Genomic DNA, 26396 nt, shown 5'->3' on the forward strand with positions numbered 1-26396 from the left:
TCCATGTCTGACTCTGCTATTGCGACCAAGCGAAAAGGTAAGCGCTCAAAATTAATCATCATATTGGTTCTGCTGGCTCTGATTGCCGCGGCCGGAGGTGGTTACGCCTGGTGGATGCTGCAAGGTCATTCGTCTGCGCCGGGCGCAGCTCAGGTTAAGAAAGAGGAACCGCCTGCTCCGCCTGTTTTTTTGGCGCTGGACACCTTCACGGTTAATCTGCAAAACGCGGATAACAACCCGGATCGCGTGCTATATATCGGCCTGACGTTGCGCCTGCCGGATGAGAAAAACCGCGCCGCGCTGAACGAATATTTGCCAGAAGTCCGCAGCCGCCTGCTGTTATTGCTCTCTCGCCAGAAAAGCTCTGATCTGGTCAGCGAAGCGGGCAAACAGCAGCTGATCACGGACATTAAACAAGCTTTGAGTACTCCTTTTGTCAAAGGTCAGCCTAATCAGGTGATCAGCGACGTGCTTTTCACTGCTTTCATACTGCGATAATCAAATTATGGGCGACAGCATTCTTTCACAGGCCGAGATTGACGCACTGCTTAACGGCGATAGCGACGGCGACAGTGCGCAACAGGTTGATACCAGTCCCCTCAAGGCTGACGATGGCGTAAAGCCGTTTGACCCGACCACGCAGCGACGCGTTATCCGCGAGCGTTTGCAGGCGTTGGAGATCATCAACGAGCGCTTTGCCCGTCACTTCCGCATGGGGCTGTTCAACTTATTGCGCCGCAGCCCGGATATCACGGTTGGCCCGATCAAGATCCAGCCCTACCATGAGTTTGCTCGCAACCTGCCGGTGCCGACCAACCTCAACGTGATTCACCTTAAGCCGCTGCGCGGTTCGGCGCTGTTCGTGTTCGCGCCAAGTCTGGTGTTTATCGCGGTGGACAACCTGTTCGGCGGCGATGGTCGGTTCCCCACCAAAGTGGAAGGCCGCGAGTTTACCCATACCGAGCAGCGCGTGATTAAACGCATGCTGACGCTGGCGCTCGACGCCTATCAGGATGCGTGGAGCGGCGTGTATAAGCTCAGCGTGGAGTATGTGCGCGCCGAGTTGCAGGTGAAGTTCACCAACATCACCTCGTCGCCAAACGACATTGTGGTGACGACCCCCTTCCATGTGGAGATCGGCGCGCTGAGCGGCGATTTCAACATCTGTATCCCGTTCAGCATGATTGAACCGATACGCGAGCTGTTAACCAACCCACCGGTAGAAAACTCTCGCAATGAAGAGAGTCAGTGGCGCGAAAACTTAGTACATCAGGTGAAGCATTCACAGCTCGAACTGGTGGCAAACTTCGTCGATATTCCACTGCGACTGTCGCAAATCCTCAAATTACAGCCGGGTGACGTTTTACCGATTGAGAAACCGGACCGCCTGATCGCTCACGTCGACGGCGTCCCGGTCTTGACCAGTAAATACGGCACGCTTGGCGAACAATACGCCCTGCGCGTTGAACATTTGATTAACCCAATTTTGAATTCCCTGGATGAGGAACAGCCCCATGAGTGACATCAATAAACCGTCTGACAGCGGATCGGAAAACGTAGACGATTTATGGGCTGATGCGTTTAACGAACAGCAAGCCGCCGGTGGCAACGAAAAAGCTTCCACCGATGGCGTATTCGCGGCGCTGGGCGCGCAAGAAGGCACCGGCAGCCTGCAAGATATCGACATGATCTTGGATATTCCGGTCAAGCTGACGGTGGAACTGGGCCGCACCAAGATGACCATCAAAGAGCTGCTGCGTCTTTCGCAGGGTTCTGTAGTGGCGCTGGACGGACTGGCGGGCGAGCCGCTGGATATCCTGATCAATGGCTATCTGATTGCCCAAGGCGAAGTGGTGGTGGTTGCTGATAAATACGGCGTGCGTATCACTGACATCATCACCCCGTCAGAGCGTATGCGTCGCCTGAGCCGCTAGTGAGACACTCCCTTGACTACCGCTAACAGCTCGGCCAACAGCGATTCACCTTATATCACGCCAGCCGCAACGCACGGCACGGTGCAGCAACAGGCTGCACCCGCTATTCCAACCGGCTCGGCGTTAACACAGGTGAGCACCGTGCTCGGCGGCATTTTGCTGCTGATCTTGCTGATTGGCTGGGTGGCAAAGCGTCTGGGCTTCGCGCCGCAGACCAAGAATTCTAAGTTATTAAAAGTCACCGCCAGCTGTCAGGTCGGGCGCTCAGAGAAAGTGGTGATTGTCGAAGTAGATAACACTTGGCTGGTGCTGGGCGTGACCTCGCACCAAATCACCCCGCTGCATACCCTGACTTCACCGCCAGTTATGCCGGAGAGTGCTGAGGTGACAACGTCACAGAAACCGATTGATTTTGCTCAACTGTTAACCAAAGTGCTGAAACGTCCGGGAAATAAAGAATGAGCGTGCTGAAATCCTCTCTGCGCTGGAGCCTGCCGCTGCTGTTATTGGCAAGCCCTGCCGCCTTCGCGCAACTTCCGGGCATTGTCAGTCAGCAACTGTCGAACGGCGCACAGAGCTGGTCGCTGCCGGTGCAGACGCTGGTGTTCATCACCACCCTGACCCTGCTGCCCGCCATGCTGCTGATGTGCACCAGCTTTACGCGCATTATTATCGTGCTGGGTTTGCTGCGAAATGCGCTGGGTACCCCTTCTGCGCCGCCGAACCAAGTGATGCTCGGGCTGGCGCTGTTTCTGACCTTTTTCGTTATGTCGCCGGTGTTCGACAAAATCTATACCGATGCCTACCAGCCGTTCAGTGAAGACAAGATCAGTATGCAGGTGGCGATGGACAAAGGCGCCGAGCCGTTGCGCCAGTTTATGCTGCGCCAGACCCGCGAAACCGACCTGGCGCTGTACGCTCGTTTAGCCAACCTGCCGCCGCTGGCAGGCCCGGAAGCCGTGCCGATGCGTATTCTGCTACCTGCCTATGTCACCAGCGAGCTGAAAACTGCCTTCCAGATTGGTTTCACCGTATTTATTCCCTTTATGATCATCGATCTGGTGGTCGCCAGCGTGCTGATGGCGCTGGGGATGATGATGGTGCCACCCGCCACCATCTCGCTGCCCTTTAAGCTGATGCTGTTTGTGTTGGTCGACGGTTGGCAGCTGCTGCTGGGATCGTTGGCACAGAGTTTTTATAGCTAACGCTCCCTCTCCTTTTTAAGGAGAGGGTTGGGGTGAGGTTTATGGATGGCGACGCTCGAGTTGCCTGCTATACCCCCTCCCAGCCTCCCCCTTTTCAGGGGGAGGAGCAGTCCGACTTCCCCGTTACTTCGGCGGAGTCATGAGATTTTGAGTTTCTAGAGAAAAGACACGATGACTCCTGAATCGGTAATGGCGATTGGCAACCAGGCAATGAAAATAGCGCTGGCCGTGGCTGCGCCGCTGCTTTTAGCCGCGTTGGTCACGGGTCTTGTCGTCAGTTTGTTACAGGCGGCGACGCAGATTAACGAACAAACCCTGTCCTTTATTCCGAAGATTCTGGCCGTGGTGGCAACCATCGTTATCGCCGGGCCGTGGATGCTCAATCTGCTGCTGGACTACATGCGCACGCTGTTCACCAGCCTGCCTTACATCATCGGCTAGCCATGGTTTCCTTCGACAGCACCCAGCTTGCCGGATGGCTCAGCATGTACTTCTGGCCACTGCTGCGCATTTTGGCGCTGATCAGCACCGCGCCGGTGACCAGTGAAAAGCAGGTGCCGAAGCGCGTGAAGCTTGGCCTCGGCATGATGATCACCTTCCTGATTGCCCCCAGCCTGCCACCGATTGAGGTGCCGATGTTCTCTAGCGGCGCGCTCTGGCTAGCGGCTCAGCAAATTATTATCGGCAGCGCCCTGGGCTTAACCATGCAGCTGGCCTTTGCCGCCGTACGCATGGCGGGCGAGATCATCGGCCTGCAAATGGGTATCTCTTTTGCTACCTTCTTCGACCCCAGCAACCGCCTTAACTCCCCGATTTTGGCGCAGATCTTAAACCTGCTGGCGGTACTGCTGTTTTTGAGTTTTGACGGCCATCTGTGGCTGATCTCCCTGCTGGCCGACAGCTTCCAGACCCTGCCTATTCGCTCTCAACCCTTGAATGGCAACGGTTTTATGGCGCTGGCGAAAGGAGGAAGTATGGTCTTCAGCAGCGGCCTGATGCTGGCCCTGCCGATTGTCACCCTGCTGCTGACGCTCAACGTATGCCTCGGCCTGCTTAACCGCGTCACGCCGCAGCTGTCGGTGTTCGTCATTGGTTTCCCGCTGACGCTAAGTATTGGGATTTTGGCGATAAGCCTGATGATGCCGATGCTCGCGCCGTTCAGCGAGCACCTGTTCAGTGAAACCTTCGATAAGCTGGTGCTTATCCTTGGCCAGATGGCGAACCGCTAACGGCGCGAAAGCAGCGTTAACACTTCGTAGTGCGCGGTGTGCGGGAACATGTCAAACAGCTGCACGCGCGCGACGCGGTAATCCGGCATAGCGGCCAAATCTTTCGCCATGGTCTGAGCATTACAGCTGGAGTAGAGAATAGTTTGCGGGGCCATGCGGCTGAGATAGTCGCACAGTGCCTGACCAATGCCACGACGCGGCGGATTGACCAGCACCAGATCGGGAATGCTCTGCCTGCCGGTGGCAAAACCGGTGGAATCCAGTGCCTGAAATTCCACCTGCTTCAGCCCCAATCTGTCAGCCGACGCTTTGGCGCAGGCAATGGCCTCGGCGCTGATTTCAATTCCGGTCAGCTTCATCTCCGGCGTGGCGCAGTGCAGGCCAAAACCGCCAACGCCGCAGAACAGATCCCACATGCTACCGACGTTCAGCTCGCGCACCCAGTCGCGCGCCGTGGCGTACAGCGCGGCGGCCACCTGCGGGTTAGTCTGGAAAAAACTTTGCGGGCGGATAAACAGCGGCACCTGGTTAAACTCTTCTTCCAGCGCCTGCTGCTCGGTCAGCGCAATCTCGCGCTCGCCTTCCAGAATCGCCATATGCACCGGCTGAATATTGGCGGAAATCACCTTCAACTGCGGCAACTGCTGCTGTAACCACGGCAGCGCGGCGCGCAGCTGTGCCAGCTTGGCTTCTGAACGCAGCACAAAGCGCAGCATCATACCGCCCTCTTTCTGGCTTTCAGTTAATAGCAGGAATTTCAGCTCGCCGCGCTTGCGGGCGACGTTATAGGGGGTGAGTCCGGCGCGGGCGATAAAGCTTTTTAGCACGCCAAACACCTCGGGGAAGCTGGCGGGATAAAGTGGGCAGTCGCACAAATCCACCGGAGTGCCGTCGCGATGCAGCATGCCGAGCAGCGGGCGCTCCACGCTGCCGCTCACCACCATTTTGGCTTTATTGCGAAACGCACTTTCCGGCCCGGTGACCGGTTCCAGCCATTCGCCTACCGCCAGGTCGGCCAGCAGCTGACGCAGATCCTGTTGTTTATCGACCAGTTGGCGAGCGTAAGGCTTGTCCAGCCATTGGCAGGAACGGCAGGTCCCGGCGGTATAAAGTGCGCAATGCATGAAAATTGACCGTTATTGAATGAGCGGAGAAAAACGTGGCGCGCAGTGTATCACCGCGCGGCCTGAAAGGCTGCTCTGCGGCGCAGGAAAAACTGACGGCTACTCTGTGGCGCAAACAGCAGCAGGAGCACCACCATGTCGGGGACTTTTTGCATCAAGAGTGCATAGAGAAATTGCCCCTGAGTCTCGGTTTCGAAGCGGAAGATCTTCGGCCCGAACCACTCGAACGACGCCAGCAGCATGTAGCTCACCACCACCGCCTGACAGCCGACAAAGGCCCAGCGCCCCCAGTTGCGCCCGCGCATCATGGCGTAGGACGCATGGCACTCAATCCATACAATCAGCAGGCTGGCGAGCAGGATAAAGCAGTTAACCCACGACTCCGCGCTGGCCTGAACAAAATCCACCACACCCGCCACGCCCATGGCATCGAACAGCAAAATAAACTCTAGGCAGCGCGTGGCGACGATCGCCGACGCGCCAATCATTACGGGTACGGGTATAAATCTCATCTTTCCTTAGATCCCCTGGGTTTTGGGCGTTGCCGCGGCGCTGAGAGCATCAACGCCCATGACTTTGGGTTTAAGTGTCTGTTTAAATATAAAAATTAGTGCCGATAAGCGCGCTGCATATCTTTGATTCTCTGCTTCTCCGCCCGCGACATAAACCACCAGGCAATCAGGCCGATGATGCCAACCACCAGCAGGATCAGCGTCGCCAGTGCGTTGATCTCTGGGTTCACCCCCATGCGCACGCTGGCGAACACCAGCATTGGCAAGGTGGTGGAACCCGGCCCGGCCACGAAGCTGGCAATCACCAAGTCGTCGAGGGACAGCGTGAAGGCCAGCAGCCAGCCGGACACCAGCGCTGGAGCAATCATCGGCACCGTGATAATGAAAAACACCTTCAGCGGCGTCGCGCCGAGGTCCATCGCCGCCTCTTCGATAGACCTGTCCAGTTCGCGCAGACGCGCCGCCACCACCACCGCCACGTAGGCGCTACAGAAGGTAACGTGCGCCAGCCAGATGGTGAACATGCCGCGCTCGGCGGGCCAGCCAAAGGCGTGCCCCATCGCCACGAACAGCAGCAGCAGCGCCAGACCGGTGATCACGTCGGGCATCACCAGCGGCGCGGTCAGCATAAAGGCGAAGCCGGTAGAGCCTTTAAAACGGCCAAAACGTACAATCACCACCGCGGCGAGGGTCCCGACGATGACCGCCATAGTGGCCGCCGCCGTGGCGATACTCAGACTCATGCCTACTGCGCTAATCATTGCAGAATCATGGAATAATTGAGTATACCAGCGAGTTGACCAGCCAGCCCAGACCGTAACGAGCTTGGAGCTGTTGAATGAGTAAATAACCAGCATCAACATCGGCGCATACAAAAAGGTGAAGCCGAGCACCAGAATAAGAATTCGCCACGGTGAGCGAACAACCGGCAAATTGTTCATTCTTTGTCTCCCAGCTCTTTGTTTTGGTATTTGTGGAACCAGAGGATTGGCATGATGAGCAGCAGCAACATAATTACCGCCACCGCAGAGGCCACCGGCCAGTCGCGGTTATTGAAGAACTCCTGCCACAAAATTCGGCCAATCATGATGCTGTCCGGCCCACCCAGCAGCTCAGGAATAACGTATTCCCCCACCGCCGGGATAAACACCAGCATCGAGCCAGCAATAATCCCGCCCTTAGTCAGCGGCATAATCACTTTGAAGAAGGTTTTCAGCGGGCGGGCGCCGAGATCCAGCGAGGCCTCCACCAGCGAGTAGTCCAGACGGGTTAACGCGGTGTAAATCGGCAGCACCATAAACGGCAAATAGGAGTAAACGATGCCGATATAGACCGCCAGGTTGGTGTGCAAAATCACCAGCGGCTGGTCGATGACGTGCAGCCACATCAGGAAGTTATTCAGTACCCCGTTATCTTTTAAGATACCCATCCAGGCATAGACGCGGATCAGGAATGAGGTCCACGACGGCAGGATCACCAGCAATAGCAGGATATTACGCATAGACTTGCTGCTGTGCGCCACGGCCCACGCCAGCGGATAGCCAATCAACAGACAGCAGACCGTGGAAATCGCCGCCACTTCCAGCGATTGCAGATAGGCTTCGATATACAGCGGGTCGTCGGTTAGCGAGATGTAATTGCCGAGATTCAGGGCAATATCCAGCATGCCGTCCGAGAAAGTGACTAAATCGGTGTAAGGAGGAATGGCGCGGGCCATCTCCGCCAGGCTGATTTTGAACACGATAAGGAAAGGCAGCAGGAACAGCAGCAGGAACCAGACCAGCGGCAGCAGGATCACCAGCTTGCGGCCGTGCTTTTGCTGCATGCGGCCGATATAGGCTTTTAACCCACCCGGTGGTTTGGCAGGCTCGGGATGCGCGGAAATAAAAGACATGGCTTCAACTCCCCTTAAACGGTCAGCACGACACAGCTGTCGGCTTCCCAGCACAGGCGCACTTCGTCGCCCCAGGTCGGCATGCCTTTGCGGAAGCGATGGCCGTTTTGCAGCTGTGCGGTGATCATCTGTCCACTGTGTAACTTGACGTGGTAGATGGACAAATCGCCCAAATAGGCAATGTTGACCACTTCGCCGACGGCGAAGTTACAGCCATCTTCAGGGATCTCTTCGCACAGCAGGATTTTCTCCGGCCGCAGCGCCACGAACACCGGCACGCCGTCGACCACCGAGGAGTCAGCATCGACTTTCAGCGGATGCACTAAGCCCGGGCTGCTGATGATCAGCGCCTCGTCCTGACGCTCTTGCAGCACCCCCTCGAAGATATTCACCGAGCCGATAAACTCCGCGCTAAAGCGGCTGGTCGGGTGCTCGTAAATCTCCTCTGGCTCGCCAATTTGCACAAACTTACCGCGATTCATAATGGCGATACGCCCCGCCATGGTCATCGCCTCTTCCTGATCGTGAGTCACCATCACGCAGGTCGCGCCGACGCGTTCGAGGATATCCACCACTTCAAGCTGCATGCGGTCGCGCAGTTTTTTGTCCAGCGCGCCCATAGGCTCATCAAGCAGCAGCAGTTTAGGTCTTTTCGCCAGACTGCGCGCCAAGGCCACGCGCTGGCGCTGCCCGCCGGAGAGCTGGTGCGGCTTACGCTTGGCGAACTCCTCCATATGAACCAGCGTCAGCATCTCCGCCACGCGGCTTTTGATCTCCGCCGACGGCAGCTTGTCCTGCTTCAAGCCAAAGGCGATGTTCTGCTCGACGGTCATGTGCGGGAACAGCGCATAAGACTGGAACATCATGTTAATCGGGCGCTGATAAGGCGGCACCTGCGACAGATCGACGCCGTCGAGTACGATTTGTCCCTGCGTTGGGGTTTCAAAGCCCGCCAGCATGCGCAGCAAGGTGGACTTGCCGCAACCAGACGCGCCCAGCAGGGCAAAGATTTCGCCTTTATAGATAGTCAAACTGACGTCATCCACGGCGGCCTGACCATCAAAAGATTTGGTTAAATTGCGGATTTCCAGCAAAGGCGTGAAGCCTTTGTGAGTTTTCGGCTGAGGACGGGGGATTGCATCATTCACTCAGAAACATCTCCGGCAGAAGGCGGTAAAAAGCCGCATAGATTGAGGAACCGAAATAGAAGCAGTGGCTCGGCGCGTTTATTTCGCAGAGCCACTGGGGTAATAATCAATATCATTCAAGTTGCTTCAAGGCGGCAGCTCGAAGGATGAAGAGTATTATTTGTTGGTTTTCACTTTAGTCCAAGAACGGGTAATAACACGGTCGATTTTCGGGTCCTGAACTTTCAGCGTAAACATTTTGGCGCGCACGGCATCCGGTGGGTAAATCCCCGGGTTGTTACGTACGTCGGCATTCACCAGCGGCGTGGCGGCAAGGTTGCCACTCGCGTAGTAAACCGTGTTGCTGATCTGCGCGATCACCTTCGGCTCCATCAGGTAGTTGAGGAACTTATAGGCTTCATCCAGATTTTTTGCATCCGCCGGAATAGCAAACACGTCGAAGAAGGCCAGCGCCCCCTCTTTCGGAATGCTGTAAGCCACGTTGACGCCGTTTTTAGCTTCTTTCGCGCGGTTAGAGGCTTGCATCACGTCACCCGCCCAGCCAATCGCCACGCAGATATCGCCGTTTGCCAAGTCGTTGATGTATTGGGAAGAGTGGAAGTAGCGAATGCTTGGGCGCAGCTTCAACAGCAGGTCATTGGCGGCACCGGTGTAGTCGCTGGCTTTGGTACTGTTCGGGTCGAGGTGCAGGTAGTTCAGCACGGTGGCGTAGATTTCGGCCGGTGCGTCGAGGAAGGAGACGCCGCAGCTTTTGAGCTTCTCGAGGTTTTCAGGCTTCAGCACCAGATCCCAGCTGTCCACCGGCGCATCTTTGCCCAGCACGGCCTTCACTTTATCGACGTTATAGCCAATGCCGGTGGTCGCCCACAGGTAAGGAATGGCGTATTTGTTATCCGGATCGTGCTGCGCGACCATTTTCAGCAGCGCGGGATCGAGGTTTTTGTAGTTTGGCAGTTTGCTCTTATCCAGCGGCTGGAACACCCCTGCCGCCAGTTGGCGCTCAAGGAAGCTCGCCGACGGCACCACCAGGTCGAAGCCAGTGCTGCCCGCCATCAGTTTGCCCTCCAACACTTCGTTGGAGTCGAAAACGTCGTATATCACCTTGATGCCGCTTTCCTTCTGGAAATCCGGCACCGTATTCGGCGCGATATAGTCAGACCAGTTGTAGACGTGCAGCGTTTTTTCTTCCGCTGACGCTGTGACGGACGCGGCCATAGCCAGACCGGCGACAACACCCGATAACCACTTTTTACGCAGGGTGAACATCCGTTACTACCTCCAATACAGGGGGAAAAGGAAAATTAAACTTGTATCTCAAATGGATACAAAACCTTTCATAACCAGACCAACCGTCGCGCTCCGATCTGCATAAGCATGCATCGCCAAGCCCAACGCTGCGAGCCGAATAACCATTTGGTTTTACGGTGTAATTAACCTATAGCGCAGAATCAGCAGAATACCCCCTGCGCCCCCTTGGTACTAGACCGCACGGGCAAAACCACGATTTATCGATTAATTATGCATTTTTGCTCTATGCCCTGTGGCACATAAGCCATTAACAAAGTGAAATGTTTGGCAACAATGTGCAAATAACAGAATAACTGTTTGTTAAAGAGTGTAGTGGAAGCGGAAAAAATCACCAAAGCCGCGGGAATTCGCGGCTTATGCGAGAAATTTGCAATGGGGAAGTGTTAAAGCGAGAGAGGATTAATGCAGAATGGGGACATTGAGGTTGGTTAGCGGCTCGCCTTCGTCCGGCTCGCCCACGAACAGCATGTCATTAGCATGGGCTTCGAGGATGATCATCGACATCTGCTCTTCCGCCTGTTGCAGGAAGTGAGCAAACTGCTCCACCGTCACGCCTACGGCAATCGCCAGCGACTGGCAGACAATCAGCTTCGGCAAGTTGTCATCCTGAATGTCGATAAACGCCTTCACCGTCAGCGAACTGGCGTTGATTTGGCTGAGGTCGGCCACGATGGGGATGAGCGCGGTGGGTTTGACTTCTGCCAGCGCGGAAAACAGGATCACGTTATCAACAATGTCCAATTTGGCGTCAAACACGCCATCAAAATTCTGCATATGCGGCAAATGGAGAGCCTGACAGGAATCACACTCGAAAAATGATATCCCCAACTGATCCAGCCAGCGCCGGAGCAACGCCAAATCAGGGACGATGAGCGAATCCATAAAATGCCTCACAAGTTTAAATCAATGAAGTCGACAGCAGAAAAGCGCGCCCTTAAAGGGCGCGAAGGGGACATAGCTTACGGAATTATGTCAGTAAGCGCTATGATCAATACGCGCTTGCTGCACATTAATGCGGGATAAGGCGCTTAGCCGCCGGATTTCAGGCGAAAACCAGGGCGTGCGCGATGCTCAATGTAGTCAATCATCATGCCCGCGATGTCCAAGCCGGTGGTGCTTTCGATCCCTTCTAAGCCAGGCGAAGCGTTAACTTCCATCACTAACGGGCCTCGGTTAGATCGAAGGATATCGACACCGGCGACATCCAGACCCAAGGTTGCCGCCGCTTTCACCGCAATGGCTTTTTCATCGGCGGTGATTTGCACCTTGTTGGCGGTACCGCCGCGATGAAGGTTTGAGCGGAAATCGCCCGGCTTGGCCTGACGCTCAATCGCCCCCACCACTTTCTTGCCCACCACCAGACAGCGAATATCCCTGCCCTCGGCTTCGCGGATGTATTCCTGCACCAATATATGCGCATTCAGCCCGCGGAAGGCGTCAATCACGCTCTCCGCCGCCTGACGCGTCTCGGCCAACACCACGCCAATACCCTGTGTTCCCTCCACCAGCTTGACCACCAGCGGCGCGCCGCCCACCAAGGCAATCAGGTCAGCGGTATCGTCCGGCATGTTGGCGAAACCGGTGGTCGGCAAATCGATCCCCTCGCGAGCCAGAATCTGCATCGAACGCAGCTTGTCACGCGCGCGAGTGATGGCGACGGATTCGTTGAGTGGGAAGCTGCCCAACATCTCAAACTGGCGCAGCACCGCCGTACCGTAGAAAGTAATGGCCGAACCAATGCGCGGGATCACTGCGTGATATTTATCCAGCTGGCGGCCGCGATAATGCACGCTAGGCGCCGCCGGATTGATATTCATATAGCAGGACAAGGGGTCGATGATATCGACCGAATGGCCGCGACACTCCGCCGCTTCAAGCAGCCGCTTGCACGAATAGAGACTGCCATCGCGAGAAAGAATAGCTATTTTCATCAGACGCCCCGTCAAGGATGGAGAGTGTTAGCGCGTTGCCCAGCCCTGCTTGTGCAAAGCAGCCAGCATGTGTGGGCGCTGCTCTTTTTTCAGCGTGCGGATAATCAAATCGCTCCAGGTATCGCGACGCGCATTGCTGTCACGCTGCAAGTAATAGGCGGCCAGCTGCTCATCATACTCCGCCAAGGTTTGGGGGTTGAGCGGCTGATAGCTGTTTTCGTGCACTAGCATAGATTGTGGCATACGCGGCTTCACCTGATGATCCTGCGCCGGATGGCCGATACACATACCGAACAGCGGCATGACAAACTTCGGCAGCTTCAGCAGGCCAATCACCTCTTCAACCTGATTACGGATACCGCCGATAAACACCCCGCCCAACCCGAGTGACTCCGCCGCCGTCATGGCGTTTTGCGCCAGCAGCGCGGTGTCCACGCAGCCCAGCAGCAGCTGCTCAGCTAACCCTAGCTCGGCCTGCGGATTGATTTGTTGATTGCGATTAAAGTCGGCGCAGAAAACCCAAAATTCGGCGGCGCTGGCGACATATTTCTGCCCGCCGGTGAATTCCACCAGCTTCTCACGCAGCGCGGGATCGGTAATGCGAATGATTGACGAACACTGCAAAAAGCTTGAAGTCGATGCGCTCTGAGCCGCGCTAAGAATGGCTTCGCGCTGCTCATCGGTGATCGGCTGGTCGGTAAAAGAACGAATAGAACGGTGGGAGCGCAGGAGGTCAATCGTGGGGGTCATGGGAAATCCTTGAACGAAAACAAGATAAAAGCCTAATAGCCGACAATCATTGATGCTAGCTCACGGCTTTGCAAGTCCATTAACCCCAAATGCTGTAACAAAACGCAGCGTTTTTTTAGGGCAGAAAAAAGGTGATAAACCCGTTTGTTCGTCGGCCTGATAGGCGCAGTGCATCAAACTGACAGGTAAATCCTACTGTTTTTTGACGTGCGTAACAGGCATAGTACCGACATCAAAAGGTGATGCAGTTAACAAAATAAAAATGCATCACACTTTAACTTATTCATTTTACTGGCATTAAAAAATCAAGGAGTCTCCATGTTTGCAGTGATTTTCGGGCGCCCGGCGTGTCCTTATTGTGTACGTGCAAAAGAGTTGGCTGAAAAACTGACTGAAGAACGTGATGATTTCAATTTCCGTTATGTTGATATCCACGCTGAAGGCATTTCAAAAGCCGATTTGGAAAAAACTGTCGGTAAGCCGGTTGAAACTGTTCCACAAATCTTCATTGACTCCACCCACATTGGTGGTTGCACAGATTTCGAAGCTTACGCTAAAGAACATCTGGCTCTGTTCCAGTCTTAATTTGACTGAGACGTGGCAAAGTCTACACAGCAAAAAGGCGCTCAATGAGCGCCTTTATTTTTTAGCTTATTTCACACTACTCTTTGGTCATATGCAGCACGATGGCCCGAATCAGCAGGTAAAACAGCGCGCCCATCACACACCAGAAAATGGCGCTACCGGCATAAGCCATCTCTTGTACAAAAGTACGCACGCGTACGAAGTAGACAATGCGCAGCAAGTAACACACCGGAATGGCAAGCAGCGCACCGAGAAAGGCATAAAATAGCGCCGACCGCTGCACAAGGTGAGCAGTGATGATGCCGGGAAAAATAAACAGCAGCAGGCCATATTCCGGACCCGGGGTAATGTGGCGAACCACAATCACTTCCGTTTTCAGTAAGACAAAAATCAGCGTGAAAAGCACGCAACAAATGATAGGTCCGACGCGCGAACGCAGATGCATCAGTACTTCCTCCTTAAAGTTTTGCTCATAAGCGACAACAAAATTGAGTCAATTCGTCCCCGCCCCGCAGTTCCCCTGCTAAGCTGCACTGCCTGTGCAACACAAAACATGCTTAAAAGATGCTAACACCCGCTTTTATCTGGCTGAATGAACAATCTATGACTAAAATAACGCGCTAAATTGCGTTGTTTTAGTGATCGTTAATATCCTTAGCCTTAGAATAAACGGTTAAAATATAATGCAATTGAATTTATCCCTTACAACCCCTTATATCAAGAATTTGTTGGTAAACAATAAGTTATCCTTGTGAACATAAACGTCGCTAGTTTGTTAAACGGGAATTACATCCTGTTATTATTTGTAGTTTTAGCGCTCGGACTTTGTCTGGGAAAAGTACGATTGGGCTCGGTCCAACTCGGAAATTCTATAGGCGTATTAGTCGTTTCCCTGCTTCTCGGCCAACAACATTTCAGCATTAACACTGAGGCGCTCAATCTCGGTTTCATGCTGTTTATTTTTTGCGTCGGGGTTGAAGCGGGTCCGAACTTTTTCTCCATTTTCTTCCGCGACGGTAAAAATTACCTGATGCTGGCGCTGGTGATGGTCGGCACGGCGATGCTCCTCGCGCTGGGACTTGGGCGGCTATTTGGATGGGACATCGGGCTGACCGCCGGTATGCTGGCTGGCTCTATGACCTCCACGCCGGTTCTGGTGGGGGCGGGAGATACTCTCAGGAACACCCTCGGCGGCAGTAAAATGCTCGGTCCGGAACTGGATAACCTGAGCCTTGGCTATGCCCTGACCTACTTAATCGGCCTGGTGAGCCTGATTTTTGGCGCGCGCTATCTGCCCAAATTACAGCACCAGGACCTGCCAACCAGCGCCCAACAGATCGCCCGCGAGCGCGGCCTCGACACTGACAGCAAGCGCAAGGTTTACCTGCCGGTGATCCGCGCGTATCGCGTGGGTCAAGAGTTGGTGGCATGGGCCGATGGCAAGAACCTGCGCGAGCTGGGTATCTATCGCCAGACGGGCTGCTACATCGAGCGTATTCGCCGTAACGGCATTCTGGCGACGCCTGATGGCGATGCCGTATTGCAAGTGGGCGACGATATTTCGCTGGTTGGCTACCCTGACGCGCACTCGCGCCTTGATCCAAGTTTCCGTAACGGTAAAGAAGTCTTTGACCGCGACCTGCTGGACATGCGCATTGTGACCGAAGAAGTGGTGGTGAAGAACAGCAGCGCGGTGGGCAAACGCCTGAGCCAACTGAACCTGACCGACCACGGCTGCTTCTTAAACCGCGTTATCCGTAGCCAGATTGAGATGCCTATCGACGACAGCATCGTGCTCAATAAAGGCGACGTGTTGCAGGTCAGTGGCGACGCGCGTCGCGTGAAAGCCGTGGCCGACCGTATCGGGTTTATCTCGATTCACAGTCAGGTCACCGACCTGCTGGCCTTCTGCGCCTTCTTTATTCTTGGCCTGATGATTGGCCTTATCACCTTCCAGTTTAAGAACTTCAGTTTTGGCGTCGGAAACGCCGCCGGGCTGCTGTTCGCCGGGATCATGCTCGGCTTCTTACGAGCCAACCACCCTACTTTCGGCTATATCCCGCAGGGCGCGTTGAACATGGTGAAGGAGTTCGGCCTGATGGTATTTATGGCCGGAGTAGGCCTGAGTGCCGGTGCAGGGATAAATCAAGGGTTAGGCGCGATTGGTGGCCAGATGCTGATTTCAGGGTTAATCGTCAGTCTGGTGCCGGTGGTTATCTGCTTTATCTTCGGTGCTTACGTGCTGCGCATGAACCGCGCGCTGCTGTTCGGCGCCATCATGGGGGCGCGCACCTGCGCACCGGCCATGGAGATCATCAGCGACACCGCGCGCAGCAACATTCCAGCCCTCGGTTATGCCGGAACCTACGCCATCGCTAACGTATTGCTGACCTTGGCAGGTACCTTGATAGTGATTGTCTGGCCGGGAGGCTGATGTAACCCATTGATTCGCAATGCGCGTTAAAAAAATCAATAATTTTTTTAGATTTTTGCAGCATTGAACGAACTTTGTTCAGGAAAGGCAGTCTTAATTAATGCCACTGCTTTTCTTTGAAGTCCCCACTTTGGAGAGCCCGATAATCCCGCCTGTTTAGGTTCAAGATTATCGGGTTTTTTCTTTTCCGCCTTAGAAAACCTTTAAATTCATAAAGTTGCTGTATGTCTTTATCATTAATAACGGCAAATTAGCGAAAACGTTTTCAAACTTATTTGCACTAAGCCATTCTTTTAGCTAACTTTATCGCTACATAAACTCTTTATGAGAGCAAGTTCGGCAACTGTACTAGTTTCAGTTTCGAACAAGGTTCAAATTCCCGAATTCATAAAATAAAAGCTAATGCGAAAACGTATCCCCTTCTCTTTGAGGTGGCTACAAAATGGCTTTACTGAAATTCAACTGCTTATCACCAAATTATCTTTTCAATAATAAGGATATTGAATGTACACATATAAAATGATCCAAGTTCCACCGAACATTTCTGTTAAAGCCAAAGACAACAAAAGTGGAATTGCCGCTCAGTATCTTGAGAACGTTGTAAATACTTGGGCTGCCGAAGGTTGGGAGTTTCAGCGAGTAGACACTATTGGGATTGATGAAAAGCCAGGCTGCTTTGGTTCTAACAAAATTGGTCTAGTGCATTACTATGTAATCACTTTCCGTAAGCCTGCATAAATGCTGCGATGGTTAAGCATACAATTTGTTTTGTTGTATCGTAATTCAGCACCAGACGCTATAAGAGGTCGTTGCAGACATTACCCCTCCTGTTCGAAATATACGCTTATCTGCCTCAAGCGTTTCGGATTCATCAAAGGATGGCGGTTAGGGCTTTCAAGGATACTGAGGTGTAAGTATCCAAATGGAGGCGTTGATTATCCGCCCAAACATTGATAATCAACAGGATGAGACTATTTAACAATTATCAAAGGCACCACAACAACATGGTGCCTAAATATTTAAAACTGAGTCTAATGTTTTTAAATAACAGTTCCAAAAATTTCAGTGTTACAAAACGACCGGAATTCCCTTATATTCTACTCTGGGTCTTCTTTTGCAGATTGCTAAGGCTGTCAGATTTGGTCTTCTAAATAATTTACTTATCTGGAGGAATAGTGCTTCTTATTTTTCCGAAGGAGGTGGCGCGTCAAGCGGCCATCAGCTAGCATGTCGTTGATAGTATCTTCTGCTATACCAGTGAGTTCGCTATAGCGCTCAATTGTGATGTGTAGGGTAATTAGAGTGATTGAAATGTTAGGTCTCATGGGGCAACATTCCTCTATTAAGCAGTGGTTAAGTGTTGTAAGTGGTGATGGTTCACATTTTGAAATCGTGAGAACTATATGACCGCAAAATGCAATCGCCAGCATAAAAGTTCACATGGTGCAACCCAATGGATTTAGATAAAGGTGGTAGAGGCGCTATCGAACGCATGGTAGAAGCTTATGGATTCACTACGCGCCAAGCTTTGTCCGAAAAACTTGGCGTATCTAAGAGCACGTTAGCTACTCGTTACATGCGGGACTCGTTTCCATCAGATTGGGTAATTCAGTGCGCCCTGGAGACAGGGGCGTCTTTGCGTTGGATAACTACTGGAGAGGGTGTAATTTTTGAGAATTCACGTACGGATATTGTTGCAATACGCAAGAAGAAAATAATTGACGGCAAAATTTTCGATGCTGGTTTTCTTATATTTGATAAAACATTCATTCCTAAAAACATGTTGAATACAGTTGCAATAGTTGACGATGGGAATATCTATATATCAGAGACCTCATTCGAAAATGTTAAAAATGGCCTTTGGGTTGTAGATATAGAACAGACAATTAGCGTCAAAGAAATCATAAGAATCCCAGGTGGTAAAATTCGCATTCTTGATGAAAAAACAACTATAGAATGCGAGGTTGCTGATGTTGGATTTTTAGCGCATGTTTTTCTTAGTTGCACAATGAGAAATGGATAAATCATGACTACAGGTTCCAATACTAATGCAGATGTTCAAGCAGAGGATGAAGATCTTCATGCCGTTAAAAGGCTTTATGAACTTACCATTAAAATTAGAGATTTCGAAATAACTCAACTCTCTCAAAGAAATAATTTTTTTATGTTATTTCAAGGGGTCATTTTTGCCGGGTTAGCAACTCTTCTACAAAATGATGCAAGCCGGATATATGCTCCAGCCTTAGCAGTCATCGGCACTATTGTCTCACTATTACAAATAGGAATTTCTTCCGGAGCTAAATATTGGCAAGAATATTGGGAAGAAGCTGTTAAAGACACGGAAATAGAACTAATTAGAATAATGGAGCTAAAAAAAATAAAAGGAGCGAGAAAGAAAATATACAAAATATTCAGTATAAGCATGTCTGAAGTCGATGAAAAGGTAAAGCGGAGATTAAGCAACTCCCATTCCAACTGTATTATAAAAGCCTTAATCCTTAAGAAATTTTCTGTTAGTAGGATACCCATTTGGGCTGGTATATTCTTCCTGTTAACATGGGTTATTTATTTAATATTTTATTTATTAAATCTTTTCTTTGGTGCAAAAGTAATAATTCTCACTATGTAAACTTAAAAGGAATTTGTATGGAAAACTTATTCTACGTACATTTCAGCAATATCAATTTCAATAGTCCTTTTTTCGAAACATTAAATAATGATTACCACGGATTCCAACAATGGATAGCTAATAAGATAAGTGATCCCCAAGCAATGGCGTATGTCTTGGTTGATCATAATAATTATTTGGAAGGTTTCCTTTATCTCAAGCAAGAGAATGAAGCAGTCCTCGATACTCGACCGCAACTTCCCGCTCGCAAGCATCTAAAAGTAGGCACTTTCAAGTTTGAATCAGCGGGAACACTTCGTGGTGAGCGTTTTATAAAAAAAATTTTTGACCATGCTTTGGCCAATAACTCTGATGATATCTATGTCACCATCTATCCCAAACATGCCTATCTAATAAGGTTGTTTCAAAGATTTGGCTTTCAAATCGTTGCCAAAAAAGGGCCTTTAGATAATGAGGAACTTGTACTAATCAAAGAGATGAAATCCCCGGTAATGACCGGCGATATTGTGAATGATTATCCATTTATAAATAACCAAAATGGACAAAGGAAATTTTTACTCTCAGTATCACCAAATTATCATACAGACCTTTTCCCTGACTCTATTTTGAAAACTGAAGATCAGACTATCATTAGAGATGTGTCCCACACTAACAGTATAAGAAAGGTTTACCTATGTGCAATGTACGCAACACAAGATTTTCGGCCTGGAGACCTTATATTAATTTACAGGACAAACACAGGCCAAGATGGTAGTGCTTACTACAAATCAGTAGTAACTTCTGTATGCGTAGTTGGCGAAGTAAGGCATATTAATAGTTTCTTAGACTGCGATTCCTTTATTACTTAATGTAAGAAATATAGTGTATTTAGTGAGATTGACCTAGTTGGATTTTATAATACGAAAAAATATCCATACATTATCGGCTTTACATATAATCTTGCATTTCCTACTAGACCTAATCGTGCTAAACTTATCGAACAGGTAGGTTTAAATCCGGGTGCTTATTGGGGCGTCTTACCAATATCGGATAGCCAATTCTCTGATATAATTAAATTAGGTAACGTAGATGAAAGTATTATTATCAATTAAGCCAGAATTTGTTGAGAAAATTCTTGATGGTTCAAAGAAATTTGAATTTAGAAAAGGTATTTTTAAAAACAGTCTGGTCACATCTGTAGTTATCTATTCAACGATGCCGGTTGGTATGGTTGTAGGTGAATTTGATATTGCAGACGTGATTCACGATGAGCCATCTATTGTATGGAAGAAAACGAAGAAATTTGCAGGCATCAGCAAAGACTTCTTTGATATCTACTTCGAGTCTCGAGAGAAGGCTTATGCTATCGAAATATCGAATGTACGAAAATATGATCAGCCAATGATGTTAAGTGCATTGGGTAAAAACATTTCCGCTCCCCAATCATATCGGTATCTCTGAATACTGCATTTCTTCCCCTCCTTCACAATGTATGATTCAACTGAATCATACATTGACCACTGTTTTTATATACAGTTAAATATCTCCTTATTATAAGGTGATCAAAATGGCAGTTCGAAAACTTAAAACCGGCTCATGGATTTGTGAATGCTACCCTGCCGGCCGTACAGGCCGCAGGGTACGTAAACAGTTCGCGACCAAAGGCGAAGCTCTTGCGTTCGAACGCCACACTGTGGATGAAGCTGATAATAAACCATGGCTTGGTGAAAAGACTGACCGGCGCAGCCTGGCCGATATCGCCAAGCTTTGGTATAACCTGCATGGCCAGTCTCTGACGGCTGGTAAGCAAACCTATCAAAAGATTTGCCTAATGGTCGAAGTCCTAGGTAATCCCCTACCAAAGACTTAACACACTACCGTGATAAGCGCTTATTCGAATAAACCTCTACTAACTACCTCTCCCCGCGCAGCCAGGCAATGGCAAGCATGATCAAATACCCTGCAACGAAGAAGCCGACAAAGCCCACAGCTTTCATTACTGCTCCATCCATTAGAAAAAGAGACATAAAAGCTAGAATTGCACAAAGGCCAGTGACAATGGCTTCAATTGCATGAGAGGCCCCTAACCCTATATATCTAGTTAACTTTCTGGTCAGCGAGGATTTTGCAGAGTTCATTCTGAATACCTTGATAAAGCATTAGACTATCCGCCCCAACGCCTAACCCACTCATCCACCACGTCCCCCAGATTCTTAGCTGCGCCGCTGCGGATCCAAGCCATAAAGTCTCTGTCGAATTTGAAGTTTTCCCCGCACTCCTGAGTGAGAAAACGGCGTACGTTTTGGGTGTTTTTATAGTGGTTATCTATCACCGTGCCGCGGGATAAAGGTGCGCTATGCCAATCGAAGGTCATGCTTTGCTCCGGCCTGAAAATCAGTTGGCTTAGCTTAGTCGTTATCTGAGATTGGACCAATACAAAAGCCCCGATAAACGGGGCTTCTTCAAATACTTTTGGGAAAGTTACAGAGGGAACTTGCCGCCAATGGTACCTAAAATTCCGCCCAAAATCGGGCCGACAATCGGTACTGGCGTCACAATTTGACCCACGTTACCCAGCAAATCACCGATCAATCCACCACCACTTACAGCATCAACTTCGTCCATTGACAATTCGCGCAATTCTTTGTTTTCTTTCATGAATATACCCTTATTGCAGTTGAATGATTAAGCCAGAGCTATTAAATACGGGCTATGTAGGTGAGCGGCTTATGCATGATGCCGGCACCTGATTAAAAATTAGACCATGGTTTAACAAATGCAATGTGTAAGAGGTGCTAGTGAACGGAATAAAAACACATCTGCATGATTTTATTATGAAGATAATTTATATAATTTTTAAAAGCATTAATTTACATAACCATTGGTGATTATTTATTAATGCTCTATGTGTTAGATTTCAGGATTCGCCTGCCTGCGCCAGCCAAATGGTGTGCCCGCCGCATTCTGGGTCTTCAACCACGTTTTTCACTAGGCTGAAGCCATGATCAGCCAACAGTTGGCGGTACTCCTCTGGCGCTAAACTGGCGTGATACAAGGTTTCGCCATTAAATTCGCCAATCGCTTCGCCGTTGGCGGGGCCGCTGGTAAACATCAGGGCCGCGTTGGGTTTGGCGTGCTGCTCAAAGAGGGCAAACATCCCACGCTGATCGTCGCGTTTAAGATGAAAAAAACTGTCCCACGCCAGAATGCCATCAAATTTCTGCCCAAGTGCAAGCTGCCGCATATCGGCCACTTGCCAGTGATGGGCAGGAAAACGCTGGCGACAGAGGGCAATCATCGCCTCAGAGGAGTCGACGCCCGTAACTTGATGCCCTTGCTCGACAAAGAACTGAGCTATCGGCTTGCCGGAGCCACAGCCGATGTCCAGAATGTCGGCTACGGCGGGTTGCAGGTTGAGAAAGCGCTCGAGCCAGGGCAACTCGAAAAGCTGTTTGCCGCGAATATCATCCCAATAATCACTGTTACGCTGGTATAAATCGATAATCTTGTCTGCCGAAGGGTGATCCACGGGCGCTCCTGGTGATGGCCTAAATGATGCGATTGACGGTCTGAGAAGGCCCGCCGATACGGCCATCGACCTGATTCCACTCTTCAACGTAAGACTCGTAGGCAAAGACAAAGGCATTGTGCCCGGTCGAGAACCAACGGTCGGGTTTGCGTTTCCAGCCAGCATAAGGATCGTAGCGCAGGATCTCAAAACCGCGCGGCTGGGAGCGAATAATGTAGGTGTAATGCTCGTAAAGCTCTTCGTCCGCGGGGATCTCTTCATTCTCTGCCAGCGTGATAAACAGCCCGCCCAGTTTTACTCTGACCATTGCGCCTTCCTTCTCATCCTAATTCCTTTTTCATTGTCCACAGCGGCGTGGTTTGCGTCTGCGTCACATAGGCGGATTCGCTATGAATCATCATGCCCTGCCGTTGATAAAATGCGATAGCGGCAGTATTGCTTTGCAACACGGTCAACCAAAGTAAGTTCTGCTGGCGGTTTTTTGCTTGTTGCTCAACGTGGTTGAACAAAAGCGAGCCCAGCCCCCGGGATTTCGCGCCAGGCTGCAGATAAAGTTTACAAAGCATAGCACCGCGCTGTTCGCTCTCCGGCAGCGTCTGCTGGTCGTGCACTTTGGCAAACCCCAGCAGTCGCCCCTCTTCACAAGCCACCCACCACTGTTGCTGCGGATCACTAAACCCTGCGGTGAGAATCTCAAGGGAGAAGTCACTTTCCAGAAACGCCTCAAGCTCCGCCGGGCTTTGCCACAACGCGCCAAAATAGTGGCGATAAGTTGAAATCCCTAGCTGCCGAAGTGGCTCAATCTCAGCCAGTACCGCCTGTCGAATCTCCAAACGTTTTTCTCCCGGACTTTTTTCACTACACTAAGTGGGCCTATACGGCACAGGATAACGTTTTAAAGGAAGCATTAATATGGCTCAAAACATTTATGACGATCAGCAATTTTTCGAGGGTTATTCACAACTTAACCGTTCGGTTCATGGTTTAGACGGCGCGCCGGAATGGCCTGCCCTAAAAGCCATGCTGCCCGACCTTCGCGGGGCAAAAGTGGTTGACCTCGGCTGTGGTTATGGCTGGTTCTGCCGCCATATGCGCGAACAGGGGGCGGCGCAGGTCTTAGGGTTAGATATTTCTGCAAAGATGCTGGAAAAGGCCCGCAGTATGACGGCTGATTCTGGTATTGAATATCGCCGTGAAGACTTGGATCAGCTGAGATTACCGTCTGAAATATACTCTTTGGCCTACAGTTCTCTGGCGTTGCACTACCTGCAAAACCTCTCAGGGCTGTTTGACCAGGTGTATCACTCTCTGGTTCCGGGCGGGCATTTTGTCTTTTCGGCCGAGCACCCGATTTTCACCGCACCGGCGCAACCGGGTTGGCTAACGACCACCAGCGGGCAGAAAACCTGGCCGATAGACGGCTATCAGCGGGAAGGCGAACGCGTCACAAACTGGTTTGCCGAAGGGGTTGTCAAACAGCATCGCAAACTGGCGACTTACATTAACTTGCTGATTAAGAGTGGATTTATTATCACCCAGCTTGATGAATGGGGTCCTTCTGCCGAGCAATTGGCCAGCACGCCCGCTCTGCAAGAAGAGACCGAACGCCCAATGATGTTCCTGCTCGCCGCGCAAAAACCGCGTTAATCACTCACTGCATTACAAAACACGCTCTTTCCTACCTCATCACCATTTTCAGACTGTTTAAGTCGGGAGGCTCGTCCTCCCCCGGCTTAAGGATTTCTTAATTTTCACTCCATAAACTGATTTCACTCTGAACCTATACCGTAGCTCAATGAAATTGGGATATTCAGACGATCCCCCTTTACCCAGCGCTTAACTCAAACTAACGTTGAACCGAATTTTGGAATTATGGTCAGTAAGTTACTAGAACATTTTCAGCCGCCTATTTGGCTGACTCCAATGATGATGAGGGTAGTGATTTTGCAGATTCAAAGTGAACAAAAAACCGTGCTGGGGTACCAAGCATGGAGCAATTAAACCATCTTTTATTTACCTGGATTAACGCCACGCCAGACTCCCCGCCCGCGCTGATCAAATTTGCCACTTTTATGGCCAATGACATGATTATGATTGTGCCGATGCTCATTATTGGGCTTTGGCTATGGGGTCACCGCGAACATATCGTTTTCCAGCGTACCTTGGTGACAAAAACCGTTATCGCACTGTTGTTCTCAATGAGCTGCGCAAAAACCTTGTCGATGCTATTCCCGCACGCACGTCCGTTCGTTGAAGGCTTTGGCTATAACTTCCTGCATCACGCGCCCGATGATTCCTTCCCTAGCGACCACGGCACCGCGATTTTCACCTTTGCGATTGCTTTCCTGTTCTGGCATCGCCTGTGGTCCGGCGCGCTGTTAATCGTCACCGCCCTCGGCATTGCCTGGTCACGCGTTTACCTCGGGGTACACTGGCCGTTGGATATGCTCGGCGGCCTGTTGGTCGGCATGGTGGGTTGTCTGTTCTCGCAGCTGGTGTGGAACCTGTATGGCGAGCAGATCTCAGCAGGCTTAGACAAGCTCTATCGCTTTAGCTTTGCCCTGCTCATCCGTAAAGGCTGGGTTCGCGAGTAATCTCTTATCGCGACGCGTCACAAGCCACGAAAACAAAAGGCCCGGCATACTCATGCCGGGCCTTTTAATTACAGACAATGATCAAATTATTTGCCGAAAATAGAACCAAACAGGCCGGTGATTTTCATCATCACGAAATCCCAGATACGGCTGAAGAAGCCGCCCTCTTTCACTTCCTGCAACGCCACCAGCGGGCGTGAGTCGATGACTTTGCCGTCAAGGCTAAAATCAACCGTTCCCACCACCTGATTCTTGCTAAGCGGGGCTTCCAACTCTTTGTTGGTCAGATTGAAGCTGGCCTTAAGGTTTTTGAGCTGGCCCTTTGGCATGGTCAAAGATGCGTCTTCCGCCACGCCCAGCGGCACCATTTTCTCCTCGCCGAACCACACGCGCTGGGTGGTGAAAGCATTACCCGCTTTAATCGGCGTCAGCGTTTCAAAGAAACGGAAACCCCAGGTCAGCAGGCTTTCGCTTTCGCTAAAACGAATACGGTCACTTGGCGCGCCCATCACCACGGCAATCAGGCGCATGCCGCTTGGGTCACTGGCCGAAGAAACCAGGTTATAACCCGCGCCGGAGGTATAGCCGGTTTTGATGCCGTCAACGTTGAGACTGCTGCTCCATAACAGACGGTTACGGTTAATCTGGCGAATATGGTTGAAGGTGAATTCTTTTTCTTTGTGCAGCGCGTATTCGTCCGGCGTATCGCGGATCAGCGCCTGAGACAGCAGCGCCATGTCTTTCGCCGAGCTGTACTGCCCGTCTGCATCAAGACCGTGGACGGTTTTGAAATGAGTGTTATCTAACTTGAGCTGCTGCGAATAGCGGTTCATCAGGCTGACGAAAGAGTCTTGGCTTCCGGCAATGTAATCAGCCAAGGCAATGCTGGCGTCGTTACCCGATTGAATCACGATCCCTTTGTTCAGCTCGGAAACCGGCACCTTGTCGCCCGGCTTGAGGAACATCAGCGAGGAGCCGCGCAGCACCGGGTTGCCGGTCGCCCAGGCATCCTGCCCAACTGAAACCATGTCATCAGGAGTGACTTTGCCAGATTTAATCGCCTGACCCACCACATAGCTGACCATAATTTTGGTCAGGCTGGCCGGGTCAAGACGGGCATCGGGGTTGGACTCAGTCAGCACTTTGCCGCTGTTATAGTCCATTAATACCCAAGATTTCGCGTTAATCTGCGGGGCTACGGGGTTGGTATCTGCTTGTGCAGCAGGAAGCGCTAGCAGCATAACGCCGCCGCCGAGCGCGCATAGGAAGGTCCGTTGGAATTTAGGAGAAATTGTCATAGGTTATCAGCGCTTTTGTCCATGTAACTGAAATTTATCTTATCTTTCAAACAGATTTACGCCTGAAAAGTGAAACGTTCGCCGAGACTAAAACCTACCGTTTTATGCGCGGCGATGAAACCGTTGCAATGTAAAGATTGTTAGAATAGTCGCGATTTTTAAGCTTTGTTGCATTTTGCTGCGCAATATTTATTCTCATCGCGCCTCTTGACCAGATAATGTGACTCGGGCAAGTTTGTGCCACGGCATTGATTATTGACGATAACTATAAAGTGCTTACCCGCAATGGACTCTCAACATAGCGCGGTAATAC

Annotated in this window: 35 protein-coding genes and 1 pseudogene; 18 read left to right on the plus strand and 18 right to left on the minus strand. The window is 51.0% G+C overall.

Going from position 1 to position 26396, the window contains the following annotated elements; genetic code table 11:
* Positions 1–3: 3 nt before the first annotated feature.
* The 7 genes from fliL to fliR all read left to right on the plus strand — a co-directional run bounded on the left by fliL (position 4) and on the right by fliR (position 4368).
* On the plus strand, positions 4–498 hold the full coding sequence (gene fliL, locus ACT3RR_RS11285; protein WP_353501911.1) for a flagellar basal body-associated protein FliL: 495 nt from the start codon (positions 4–6) through the stop codon (positions 496–498).
* 7 nt (positions 499–505) lie between these two features.
* A complete protein-coding gene (gene fliM, locus ACT3RR_RS11290; protein ID WP_353501910.1) occupies positions 506–1522 on the plus strand; it encodes a flagellar motor switch protein FliM in 1017 nt (338 codons plus the stop codon).
* Positions 1515–1934 carry a flagellar motor switch protein FliN gene (gene fliN, locus ACT3RR_RS11295; protein WP_353501909.1) on the plus strand — a complete coding sequence of 140 codons (420 nt, stop codon included), beginning with the start codon at positions 1515–1517 and terminating at the stop codon, positions 1932–1934. The genes fliM and fliN overlap by 8 nt, the downstream gene beginning before the upstream one ends.
* 12 nt (positions 1935–1946) lie before the next feature.
* A complete protein-coding gene (gene fliO / locus ACT3RR_RS11300; RefSeq protein WP_496200336.1) occupies positions 1947–2396 on the plus strand; it encodes a flagellar biosynthetic protein FliO in 450 nt (149 codons plus the stop codon).
* On the plus strand, positions 2393–3139 hold the full coding sequence (fliP, locus tag ACT3RR_RS11305) for a flagellar type III secretion system pore protein FliP (RefSeq protein ID WP_034790072.1): 747 nt from the start codon (positions 2393–2395) through the stop codon (positions 3137–3139). The genes fliO and fliP overlap by 4 nt, the downstream gene beginning before the upstream one ends.
* A 171-nt stretch (positions 3140–3310) precedes the next feature.
* Complete coding sequence (fliQ, locus tag ACT3RR_RS11310; protein WP_353501907.1) at positions 3311–3580, plus strand: flagellar biosynthesis protein FliQ; 270 nt, start codon at positions 3311–3313, stop codon at positions 3578–3580.
* 2 nt (positions 3581–3582) lie between these two features.
* A complete protein-coding gene (gene fliR, locus ACT3RR_RS11315; RefSeq protein ID WP_353501906.1) occupies positions 3583–4368 on the plus strand; it encodes a flagellar biosynthetic protein FliR in 786 nt (261 codons plus the stop codon).
* Here fliR and rlmC read toward each other — a convergent pair.
* The 9 genes from rlmC to nfsA form a co-directional block, all read right to left on the minus strand.
* The gene (gene rlmC / locus ACT3RR_RS11320; RefSeq protein ID WP_353501905.1) at positions 4365–5492 is read right to left on the minus strand and encodes a 23S rRNA (uracil(747)-C(5))-methyltransferase RlmC; all 1128 of its coding nucleotides are present in this window, start codon (positions 5490–5492) and stop codon (positions 4365–4367) included. The two genes, fliR and rlmC, sit on opposite strands and share 4 nt — an antisense overlap.
* Before the next feature lie 50 nt (positions 5493–5542).
* Positions 5543–6004: a YbjO family protein gene (locus ACT3RR_RS11325; protein ID WP_353501904.1), complete on the minus strand. Its 462-nt coding sequence runs from the start codon at positions 6002–6004 to the stop codon at positions 5543–5545.
* A gap of 95 nt (positions 6005–6099) precedes the next feature.
* The gene (gene potI, locus ACT3RR_RS11330) at positions 6100–6945 is read right to left on the minus strand and encodes a putrescine ABC transporter permease PotI (protein ID WP_034790066.1); all 846 of its coding nucleotides are present in this window, start codon (positions 6943–6945) and stop codon (positions 6100–6102) included.
* Positions 6942–7898 (minus strand): putrescine ABC transporter permease PotH, encoded by a 957-nt coding sequence (gene potH, locus ACT3RR_RS11335; RefSeq protein ID WP_496200337.1) that lies wholly within the window; start codon positions 7896–7898, stop codon positions 6942–6944. Before potH ends, potI begins: the two co-directional genes overlap by 4 nt.
* Positions 7899–7912: 14 nt before the next feature.
* On the minus strand, positions 7913–9046 hold the full coding sequence (gene potG, locus ACT3RR_RS11340) for a putrescine ABC transporter ATP-binding subunit PotG (RefSeq protein ID WP_485900335.1): 1134 nt from the start codon (positions 9044–9046) through the stop codon (positions 7913–7915).
* Positions 9047–9202: 156 nt separating this feature from the next.
* Positions 9203–10312 (minus strand): spermidine/putrescine ABC transporter substrate-binding protein PotF, encoded by a 1110-nt coding sequence (gene potF / locus ACT3RR_RS11345; RefSeq protein WP_496200338.1) that lies wholly within the window; start codon positions 10310–10312, stop codon positions 9203–9205.
* 441 nt (positions 10313–10753) lie between these two features.
* A complete protein-coding gene (locus tag ACT3RR_RS11350) occupies positions 10754–11236 on the minus strand; it encodes a YbjN domain-containing protein (protein WP_353501900.1) in 483 nt (160 codons plus the stop codon).
* A gap of 146 nt (positions 11237–11382) precedes the next feature.
* Complete coding sequence (rimK, locus tag ACT3RR_RS11355; protein ID WP_353501899.1) at positions 11383–12285, minus strand: 30S ribosomal protein S6--L-glutamate ligase; 903 nt, start codon at positions 12283–12285, stop codon at positions 11383–11385.
* 27 nt (positions 12286–12312) lie between these two features.
* A complete protein-coding gene (nfsA, locus tag ACT3RR_RS11360) occupies positions 12313–13035 on the minus strand; it encodes an oxygen-insensitive NADPH nitroreductase (protein WP_496200339.1) in 723 nt (240 codons plus the stop codon).
* A gap of 318 nt (positions 13036–13353) precedes the next feature.
* Between nfsA and ACT3RR_RS11365 the strand changes: the two genes are divergently transcribed.
* Positions 13354–13620, plus strand: a complete 267-nt coding sequence (locus tag ACT3RR_RS11365; RefSeq protein WP_034790052.1) for a GrxA family glutaredoxin — start codon at positions 13354–13356, stop codon at positions 13618–13620.
* Positions 13621–13696: 76 nt separating this feature from the next.
* Here ACT3RR_RS11365 and ybjM read toward each other — a convergent pair whose 3' ends face one another.
* Entirely contained in the window at positions 13697–14065 is a 369-nt protein-coding gene (gene ybjM / locus ACT3RR_RS11370; protein WP_353501897.1) for an inner membrane protein YbjM, read from the minus strand.
* 306 nt (positions 14066–14371) lie between these two features.
* On the opposite strand from ybjM, the gene ACT3RR_RS11375 reads away from it, so the two are divergent.
* The 3 genes from ACT3RR_RS11375 (at position 14372) to yidD (ending at position 17008) form a co-directional block, all read left to right on the plus strand.
* Positions 14372–16054: an aspartate:alanine antiporter gene (locus tag ACT3RR_RS11375; RefSeq protein ID WP_353501896.1), complete on the plus strand. Its 1683-nt coding sequence runs from the start codon at positions 14372–14374 to the stop codon at positions 16052–16054.
* Between the two features lie 504 nt (positions 16055–16558).
* Positions 16559–16792, plus strand: a complete 234-nt coding sequence (locus ACT3RR_RS11380) for a DUF4177 domain-containing protein (RefSeq protein WP_496200340.1) — start codon at positions 16559–16561, stop codon at positions 16790–16792.
* On the plus strand, positions 16793–17008 hold the full coding sequence (gene yidD, locus ACT3RR_RS11385; protein WP_496200341.1) for a membrane protein insertion efficiency factor YidD: 216 nt from the start codon (positions 16793–16795) through the stop codon (positions 17006–17008).
* A gap of 206 nt (positions 17009–17214) precedes the next feature.
* On the opposite strand, the gene ACT3RR_RS11390 is transcribed toward yidD, so the two are convergent.
* Positions 17215–17379 carry a regulator gene (locus ACT3RR_RS11390; RefSeq protein WP_496200342.1) on the minus strand — a complete coding sequence of 55 codons (165 nt, stop codon included), beginning with the start codon at positions 17377–17379 and terminating at the stop codon, positions 17215–17217.
* Positions 17380–17507: 128 nt separating this feature from the next.
* On the opposite strand from ACT3RR_RS11390, the gene ACT3RR_RS11395 reads away from it, so the two are divergent.
* The 5 genes and pseudogenes from ACT3RR_RS11395 to ACT3RR_RS11415 form a co-directional block, all read left to right on the plus strand.
* The gene (locus ACT3RR_RS11395) at positions 17508–18077 is read left to right on the plus strand and encodes a phage repressor protein CI (protein WP_496200343.1); all 570 of its coding nucleotides are present in this window, start codon (positions 17508–17510) and stop codon (positions 18075–18077) included.
* A 3-nt stretch (positions 18078–18080) separates the two neighbouring features.
* Positions 18081–18683 (plus strand): RipA family octameric membrane protein, encoded by a 603-nt coding sequence (locus ACT3RR_RS11400; protein WP_496200344.1) that lies wholly within the window; start codon positions 18081–18083, stop codon positions 18681–18683.
* Between the two features lie 17 nt (positions 18684–18700).
* Entirely contained in the window at positions 18701–19531 is an 831-nt protein-coding gene (locus ACT3RR_RS11405; RefSeq protein WP_496200345.1) for an N-acetyltransferase, read from the plus strand.
* A 220-nt stretch (positions 19532–19751) separates the two neighbouring features.
* Positions 19752–20123, plus strand: a complete 372-nt coding sequence (locus ACT3RR_RS11410; RefSeq protein ID WP_496200346.1) for an ASCH domain-containing protein — start codon at positions 19752–19754, stop codon at positions 20121–20123.
* A 106-nt stretch (positions 20124–20229) separates the two neighbouring features.
* A pseudogene (locus ACT3RR_RS11415) lies at positions 20230–20555 on the plus strand (phage integrase); the annotation flags it as partial.
* A gap of 20 nt (positions 20556–20575) precedes the next feature.
* Here the strand turns inward: ACT3RR_RS11415 and ACT3RR_RS11420 are convergent.
* The 6 genes from ACT3RR_RS11420 to ACT3RR_RS11445 all read right to left on the minus strand — a co-directional run bounded on the left by ACT3RR_RS11420 (position 20576) and on the right by ACT3RR_RS11445 (position 23024).
* Complete coding sequence (locus ACT3RR_RS11420; protein ID WP_496200347.1) at positions 20576–20800, minus strand: hypothetical protein; 225 nt, start codon at positions 20798–20800, stop codon at positions 20576–20578.
* A 26-nt stretch (positions 20801–20826) separates the two neighbouring features.
* Positions 20827–21036: a DUF6434 domain-containing protein gene (locus ACT3RR_RS11425; protein ID WP_496200348.1), complete on the minus strand. Its 210-nt coding sequence runs from the start codon at positions 21034–21036 to the stop codon at positions 20827–20829.
* 107 nt (positions 21037–21143) lie between these two features.
* Positions 21144–21320 (minus strand): hypothetical protein, encoded by a 177-nt coding sequence (locus ACT3RR_RS11430; RefSeq protein WP_396130860.1) that lies wholly within the window; start codon positions 21318–21320, stop codon positions 21144–21146.
* A gap of 259 nt (positions 21321–21579) precedes the next feature.
* Positions 21580–22191: a class I SAM-dependent DNA methyltransferase gene (locus tag ACT3RR_RS11435; protein WP_485900333.1), complete on the minus strand. Its 612-nt coding sequence runs from the start codon at positions 22189–22191 to the stop codon at positions 21580–21582.
* 19 nt (positions 22192–22210) lie between these two features.
* Positions 22211–22498, minus strand: coding sequence for a hypothetical protein (locus ACT3RR_RS11440; RefSeq protein ID WP_353501892.1), 288 nt, complete (start codon positions 22496–22498; stop codon positions 22211–22213).
* A 13-nt stretch (positions 22499–22511) separates the two neighbouring features.
* Entirely contained in the window at positions 22512–23024 is a 513-nt protein-coding gene (locus ACT3RR_RS11445) for a GNAT family N-acetyltransferase (RefSeq protein ID WP_496200349.1), read from the minus strand.
* A 79-nt stretch (positions 23025–23103) separates the two neighbouring features.
* On the opposite strand from ACT3RR_RS11445, the gene ACT3RR_RS11450 reads away from it, so the two are divergent.
* Both ACT3RR_RS11450 and ybjG read left to right on the plus strand, forming a co-directional pair.
* The gene (locus ACT3RR_RS11450) at positions 23104–23838 is read left to right on the plus strand and encodes a class I SAM-dependent methyltransferase (RefSeq protein WP_496200350.1); all 735 of its coding nucleotides are present in this window, start codon (positions 23104–23106) and stop codon (positions 23836–23838) included.
* 341 nt (positions 23839–24179) lie between these two features.
* Positions 24180–24785 (plus strand): undecaprenyl-diphosphate phosphatase, encoded by a 606-nt coding sequence (ybjG, locus tag ACT3RR_RS11455; RefSeq protein WP_353501889.1) that lies wholly within the window; start codon positions 24180–24182, stop codon positions 24783–24785.
* A gap of 86 nt (positions 24786–24871) precedes the next feature.
* On the opposite strand, the gene ACT3RR_RS11460 is transcribed toward ybjG, so the two are convergent.
* Positions 24872–26083 (minus strand): serine hydrolase, encoded by a 1212-nt coding sequence (locus ACT3RR_RS11460; protein WP_353501888.1) that lies wholly within the window; start codon positions 26081–26083, stop codon positions 24872–24874.
* Between the last annotated feature and the right edge of the window lie 313 nt (positions 26084–26396).

Origin of the sequence: Ewingella sp. AOP8-B2-18 (genome assembly GCF_052376015.1) — a bacterium.
Lineage (GTDB): Bacteria > Pseudomonadota > Gammaproteobacteria > Enterobacterales > Enterobacteriaceae > Ewingella > Ewingella allii.

Coding starts and splice junctions, on each gene's coding strand:
- fliN (WP_353501909.1), top strand. CDS start 1,515: ATGAGTGACATCAATAAACCGTCTGACAGCGGATCGGAAAACGTAGAC.
- ACT3RR_RS11400 (WP_496200344.1), top strand. CDS start 18,081: ATGACTACAGGTTCCAATACTAATGCAGATGTTCAAGCAGAGGATGAA.
- ybjM (WP_353501897.1), bottom strand. CDS start 14,065: ATGCATCTGCGTTCGCGCGTCGGACCTATCATTTGTTGCGTGCTTTTC.
- ACT3RR_RS11460 (WP_353501888.1), bottom strand. CDS start 26,083: ATGACAATTTCTCCTAAATTCCAACGGACCTTCCTATGCGCGCTCGGC.
- ACT3RR_RS11410 (WP_496200346.1), top strand. CDS start 19,752: ATGAAAGTATTATTATCAATTAAGCCAGAATTTGTTGAGAAAATTCTT.
- nfsA (WP_496200339.1), bottom strand. CDS start 13,035: ATGACCCCCACGATTGACCTCCTGCGCTCCCACCGTTCTATTCGTTCT.
- fliP (WP_034790072.1), top strand. CDS start 2,393: ATGAGCGTGCTGAAATCCTCTCTGCGCTGGAGCCTGCCGCTGCTGTTA.
- ACT3RR_RS11405 (WP_496200345.1), top strand. CDS start 18,701: ATGGAAAACTTATTCTACGTACATTTCAGCAATATCAATTTCAATAGT.
- ACT3RR_RS11395 (WP_496200343.1), top strand. CDS start 17,508: ATGGATTTAGATAAAGGTGGTAGAGGCGCTATCGAACGCATGGTAGAA.
- ybjG (WP_353501889.1), top strand. CDS start 24,180: ATGGAGCAATTAAACCATCTTTTATTTACCTGGATTAACGCCACGCCA.
- ACT3RR_RS11350 (WP_353501900.1), bottom strand. CDS start 11,236: ATGGATTCGCTCATCGTCCCTGATTTGGCGTTGCTCCGGCGCTGGCTG.
- yidD (WP_496200341.1), top strand. CDS start 16,793: ATGCTGCGATGGTTAAGCATACAATTTGTTTTGTTGTATCGTAATTCA.
- fliQ (WP_353501907.1), top strand. CDS start 3,311: ATGACTCCTGAATCGGTAATGGCGATTGGCAACCAGGCAATGAAAATA.
- potH (WP_496200337.1), bottom strand. CDS start 7,898: ATGTCTTTTATTTCCGCGCATCCCGAGCCTGCCAAACCACCGGGTGGG.
- ACT3RR_RS11325 (WP_353501904.1), bottom strand. CDS start 6,004: ATGAGATTTATACCCGTACCCGTAATGATTGGCGCGTCGGCGATCGTC.
- ACT3RR_RS11380 (WP_496200340.1), top strand. CDS start 16,559: ATGTACACATATAAAATGATCCAAGTTCCACCGAACATTTCTGTTAAA.
- rlmC (WP_353501905.1), bottom strand. CDS start 5,492: ATGCATTGCGCACTTTATACCGCCGGGACCTGCCGTTCCTGCCAATGG.
- fliR (WP_353501906.1), top strand. CDS start 3,583: ATGGTTTCCTTCGACAGCACCCAGCTTGCCGGATGGCTCAGCATGTAC.
- potI (WP_034790066.1), bottom strand. CDS start 6,945: ATGAACAATTTGCCGGTTGTTCGCTCACCGTGGCGAATTCTTATTCTG.
- fliM (WP_353501910.1), top strand. CDS start 506: ATGGGCGACAGCATTCTTTCACAGGCCGAGATTGACGCACTGCTTAAC.
- ACT3RR_RS11365 (WP_034790052.1), top strand. CDS start 13,354: ATGTTTGCAGTGATTTTCGGGCGCCCGGCGTGTCCTTATTGTGTACGT.
- rimK (WP_353501899.1), bottom strand. CDS start 12,285: ATGAAAATAGCTATTCTTTCTCGCGATGGCAGTCTCTATTCGTGCAAG.
- ACT3RR_RS11420 (WP_496200347.1), bottom strand. CDS start 20,800: ATGAACTCTGCAAAATCCTCGCTGACCAGAAAGTTAACTAGATATATA.
- ACT3RR_RS11450 (WP_496200350.1), top strand. CDS start 23,104: ATGGCTCAAAACATTTATGACGATCAGCAATTTTTCGAGGGTTATTCA.
- ACT3RR_RS11430 (WP_396130860.1), bottom strand. CDS start 21,320: ATGAAAGAAAACAAAGAATTGCGCGAATTGTCAATGGACGAAGTTGAT.
- potF (WP_496200338.1), bottom strand. CDS start 10,312: ATGTTCACCCTGCGTAAAAAGTGGTTATCGGGTGTTGTCGCCGGTCTG.
- ACT3RR_RS11425 (WP_496200348.1), bottom strand. CDS start 21,036: ATGACCTTCGATTGGCATAGCGCACCTTTATCCCGCGGCACGGTGATA.
- ACT3RR_RS11440 (WP_353501892.1), bottom strand. CDS start 22,498: ATGGTCAGAGTAAAACTGGGCGGGCTGTTTATCACGCTGGCAGAGAAT.
- ACT3RR_RS11390 (WP_496200342.1), bottom strand. CDS start 17,379: ATGAGACCTAACATTTCAATCACTCTAATTACCCTACACATCACAATT.
- fliL (WP_353501911.1), top strand. CDS start 4: ATGTCTGACTCTGCTATTGCGACCAAGCGAAAAGGTAAGCGCTCAAAA.